Genomic DNA, 4144 nt, shown 5'->3' on the forward strand with positions numbered 1-4144 from the left:
TCGTCGCCATTGCCGCCACTCTGCTCTGGATAAGGTAACTGTCCACACGGCCTAAGGCCATATGCGATTCCCCTACGCTTGCGGGGGAGGGCCGGGGTGGGGGGTCTCTCCACGATTCGCGCTGTCGCGAGCGGAGAGAGCCCTCACCCGCTGCGCTTCGCGCAGCGACCTCTCCCGCAAGCGGGAGAGGTGAAACAACGCGCGTCGCTCCGTCGCCATGACCGCGCTCCTCCCCGCCTATGATTACATCGTGGTCGGCGGCGGATCCGGCGGCGCGGTGGTGGCGCGGCGGCTGGCCGAGCGCAGCAATGCCAGCGTGCTGCTGCTCGAAGCCGGGCCGTCGGATGCCGGCATTGCCGCGATCGAGGATGCGGCGCACTGGACCGCGCTGCTCGGTGGCCGCTACGATTGGGGCTACCGCTATGCGCCACAGCGCGAGCTGAACGGACGCAGCATCGCGATTCCGCGCGGCCGCGTGCTCGGGGGATCGTCGAGCCTCAACGCGATGCTGTGGTACCGTGGCCATCCGTCCGACTACGACGCCTGGGAGGCGGCGGGCGCGACGGGATGGAATTTCCGTTCCGTGTTGCCGTACTTCAAGCGCAGCGAGGACTGGAGGGCGGCGCCTCCGACTATCGCGGCGCCGGCGGTCCCTTGCGTATCGAGCGCCCGCGCGATCCTCACCCGATTGCGCGCGCGATGATCGCGGGCGCCGCCGAGCTCGGCATCCCCGTGATCGACGATCCGAACGGCGCGACCAATGAGGGCGCCGGCCTCGCCAATCTCAACGTCAGCGAAGGCAAGCGCTGGAGCGCGGCGCGCGGTTATCTGCGGCCGGTGATGGACCGGAATAATCTCACCATCCACACCAATGCGCTCGCTATCGGCCTTTCCTTCGAGGGCCGCCGCGCCCGCGCGGTACGCTCGATCATCGACGGCGCCGTTGTTGAGACGCGCGCGGACTCCGAGATCATCCTGGCGCTCGGCGCGATCGACACGCCGCGGCTGCTCTTGATGAGCGGCATCGGGCCGGCGGAAGAATTGGCGCGGCTCGGCATATCAGTCACGGCCGATCTCGAAGGCGTCGGTGAGAATCTGCAGGACCATCCGCTGCTGATGGGCATGAACTTTCGCGCCAAGACTCCGCTCGGGCCGGTGCGCGACAATGGCGGCGGCAGCATGATGAACTGGAAGAGCGCTGCCGCGCTCGCCGCGCCCGATCTCCACGCTTTTGTCGTGCAGGGCCGCAACGCCAACGATGAGGTCGCCTCGGCTTACGATCTCTCCGGCGACATCTTCGCGATGTCGCCGGGATTGATGCGCTCGACCAGCGTCGGCCGCATGCGGCTTGAGAGTGCCGAGCCGGGCGCGGCGATCGATCTGCAGCCGAACTTCCTCGCCGAGGCCGCCGACCTCGAAGCGCTGATCGCCGGGATCGATACCATCATGGAACTGTCCGCCACCAGGGCCTTCGCCGACCTCATCGCTGCGCCGGCCGCGCCGGATCGCCTGATGTCGCGCAGCGGGAAGATCGCGTTCATCCGCATGAGCTGCTCGACCTTCTTCCACACCTGCGGCACCTGCGCGATGGGCACAGGCGAGCGCGCCGTGGTCGATCCACAGTTGCGCGTGCGCGGCGTCGAGGGCCTGCGCATCGCGGATGCCTCGGTGATCCCGATCATCCCGTCCTGCAATACCCATGCGCCCGTGGTGATGATCGGCGAGCGCGCCGCCGATTTCATCACCGGCACGAAACCTGCAGAGCCGGCGCCATGAACGCACAGAAGGACCAGATCATCGCCGCCGACTTCGTCCTGACCATGGACGCAGCCAACCGCGTCATCCCTGACGGCGCGGTGCTTGTGCGCGGCGGCCGCATCAGTGCGGTCGGCAAGAGCGCCGCGCTCTGCGCTGCCGAGCCCGCGGCAGAGGTCACCTACCTCAGGAATTGCCTGGTCATGCCGGGGCTGGTGAACTGCCACATGCATTCCGGCTTTCTGCGCGGCACGGCAGAGCATCTGCCGGTATGGGACTGGCTGCGGCTGCACATCAATCCGATGCACCGCGTGCTGCGACCACACGAGGCGGAGGCTGCGTCCTATCTCTGCTATGCCGAGAGCGTGCTCGCGGGCACCACGACGACTGTCGACATGTGGCGCTTCATGGACGGCAGCGCGCGGGCGGCTCGTGCCATCGGCAATCGTCTCGTCGCCGTCCCCTATGTCGGCGAGCATCCCGATTACAATTATTTCGATACGCTCGACGACAATGAGCGAATGATCGAGACCTGGCACGGCAAGGAGGACGGCCGCATCTCCGTCTGGGTCGGGCTCGAACATCTCTTCTATTCCGACGAGGCTGCGCAACGCCGCGCCGTTGAGATGGCCAAACGCCACCGCACCGGTTTCCACACCCATTGCAGTGAGGCCTCGATCGAGGTCGCCGAGTTCGAGAAGCGTTACGGCAAGCGGCCCATGTTCGTGCTCGACGATCTCGGCTTGTTCGAGACGCCGCGGGCGATGATCGCGCATGCGGTCTGGCTCGACGATGCCGAGATCGCGCTGCTGGCCCGCCGCGGCGTCTCGGTGGCGCACAACCCCGTCAGCAACATGAAGCTCGCCAGCGGCATCGCCCCCGTGGAGGCCATGCTGCGGGCCGGGCTTGCGGTCGGCCTCGGCACCGACGGCGAGAAGGAGAACAACAATCTCGACATGTTCGAGGAGATGAAGGCGGCCTCGCTGCTCGGCAAGCTGAAATCGCTCAATGCGGCTGCACTGGATTCCTGGACCGCGCTGCGGATGGGTACGATCATGGGCGCGCGTGCCATCGGTCTCGACCATGAGATCGGCTCGCTCGAAATCGGCAAGAAGGCCGACCTGATCGCGGTGCGCACCGACACGCCGCGGATGACGCCGCTGTTCGGCGAAGGACCCTATTTCAACCTGCAGCACAATCTGGTGCATGCGGTGCGCGGCGGCGACGTCGCGCTGACCATGGTCGATGGCCGGATCGTCGTCGAGGACGGCCAGTTGACGACGGCCGATCTGCGCGCGTTGATCGATCATGTTCACGAAGTGGCGCCGGGATTGTTCGCGCGCCGCGCCGCCTGGCTCGCCGAGCACGTCCACGGCTCGGTGCAGTGGACCGGCGCGGTTTGACGGGGCAGGCAATGGCGAAAACCAGTGATCCCGTCGCGCTGAACGAATGGTACGCGATCGAGACGCTGTCCGAGGTGGCGTCAACGCCGCGCCTCACGCGCCTGCTCGGCCAGGATCTGATCGTCGACCGCGCCGCCGATGGCGCGCCGCGCGTACGGGAGCTCGTCGCGGGCACACCGACCGCGCCGCTCCCGACCCGCGAGCGCTACGGCTGCCTCTGGACCACGCTCGGCGAGCCGCGGCGCGAGATCTTCGACATCGCTGAGGCCGCGGAGGAGGACCGCCGCTTCGTGATTTGCGGCTGGGTCAAGCTGCGCACCTCCGCGCCGCGCGTGATCGAGAATTTCCTCGACATGGCGCATTTCCCTTTCGTCCATCACGACATTCTCGGCGCCGAGCCGCACACGGAGGTGCCGACTTATGAGAGCGAGATCCGCCGCGACGTTGACGAGGTCTGGGCGACCAATTGCCGGTTCTTCCAGCCGCGCATCGCCGTGACGGAATCTGCCGGCGATTTCGTGCAGCTCACCTACCGCGTGCCGTCGCCGTTTACGGTGATGCTCTACCGCGTATGCCCTTCCGCTCCCTCGCGGCTTGATGCGATCGCGCTGTTCATCCAGCCGATCGAGGAGGAACTGTGCCGCGCCCAGCCGGTGATGTTCCTGGTCGACGCGCAGTCGGCCTACAACGACATGCTGAAGTTCGAGCAGGTGATCTTTTCCCAGGACCGCATCATCGTCGAGAACCAGCGTCCCTTGCGGCTGCCGCTCGAACCACGCGCGGAGATCCCGACCCGCGCCGACAGCTCCTCCGTCGCCTATCGCCGCTGGCTCAAGGAAAAGGGCCTCCGCTACGGCACCATCGCCGGCTCGCGATGACCTCTGCCCCGTAGCCCGGGTGAAGCGGAAGAGGCTGGGCAAGAATTTCGCGGATTTCGGGAAGTTGAGGTACGATTCGCGGATGGTGAATCGTCTTTACAAGACCGG

General features: G+C 66.7%; 4 protein-coding genes. All 4 read left to right on the forward strand.

Annotation, left to right across the window (positions count from 1 at the left end):
- Nucleotides 1-217 precede the first annotated feature (217 nt).
- Genes AAFX91_RS39590 through AAFX91_RS39605 form a run of 4 tightly spaced genes read left to right on the forward strand, consistent with a single transcriptional unit; the run spans nt 218 to nt 4036 of the window.
- Nucleotides 218-703, forward strand: a complete 486-nt coding sequence (locus tag AAFX91_RS39590) for a GMC family oxidoreductase N-terminal domain-containing protein (RefSeq protein WP_394570111.1) — start codon at nt 218-220, stop codon at nt 701-703.
- Nucleotides 655-1776, forward strand: a complete 1122-nt coding sequence (locus tag AAFX91_RS39595; RefSeq protein ID WP_394570112.1) for a GMC family oxidoreductase — start codon at nt 655-657, stop codon at nt 1774-1776. The genes AAFX91_RS39590 and AAFX91_RS39595 overlap by 49 nt, the downstream gene beginning before the upstream one ends.
- Nucleotides 1773-3158, forward strand: coding sequence for an amidohydrolase family protein (locus AAFX91_RS39600; protein WP_394570113.1), 1386 nt, complete (start codon nt 1773-1775; stop codon nt 3156-3158). The genes AAFX91_RS39595 and AAFX91_RS39600 overlap by 4 nt, the downstream gene beginning before the upstream one ends.
- An 11-nt stretch (nt 3159-3169) precedes the next feature.
- The gene (locus AAFX91_RS39605) at nt 3170-4036 is read left to right on the forward strand and encodes an aromatic ring-hydroxylating dioxygenase subunit alpha (RefSeq protein ID WP_394570114.1); all 867 of its coding nucleotides are present in this window, start codon (nt 3170-3172) and stop codon (nt 4034-4036) included.
- Nucleotides 4037-4144 lie beyond the last annotated feature (108 nt).

This window comes from Bradyrhizobium sp. 31Argb (genome assembly GCF_043638955.1).
In the GTDB taxonomy this organism is placed as follows: Bacteria; Pseudomonadota; Alphaproteobacteria; order Rhizobiales; family Xanthobacteraceae; genus Bradyrhizobium.

What these genes read in the sequence shown, in the direction of transcription:
- AAFX91_RS39600 (WP_394570113.1), top strand. Translation starts at nt 1,773, where the DNA reads ATGAACGCACAGAAGGACCAGATCATCGCCGCCGACTTCGTCCTGACC.
- AAFX91_RS39590 (WP_394570111.1), top strand. Translation starts at nt 218, where the DNA reads ATGACCGCGCTCCTCCCCGCCTATGATTACATCGTGGTCGGCGGCGGA.
- AAFX91_RS39605 (WP_394570114.1), top strand. Translation starts at nt 3,170, where the DNA reads ATGGCGAAAACCAGTGATCCCGTCGCGCTGAACGAATGGTACGCGATC.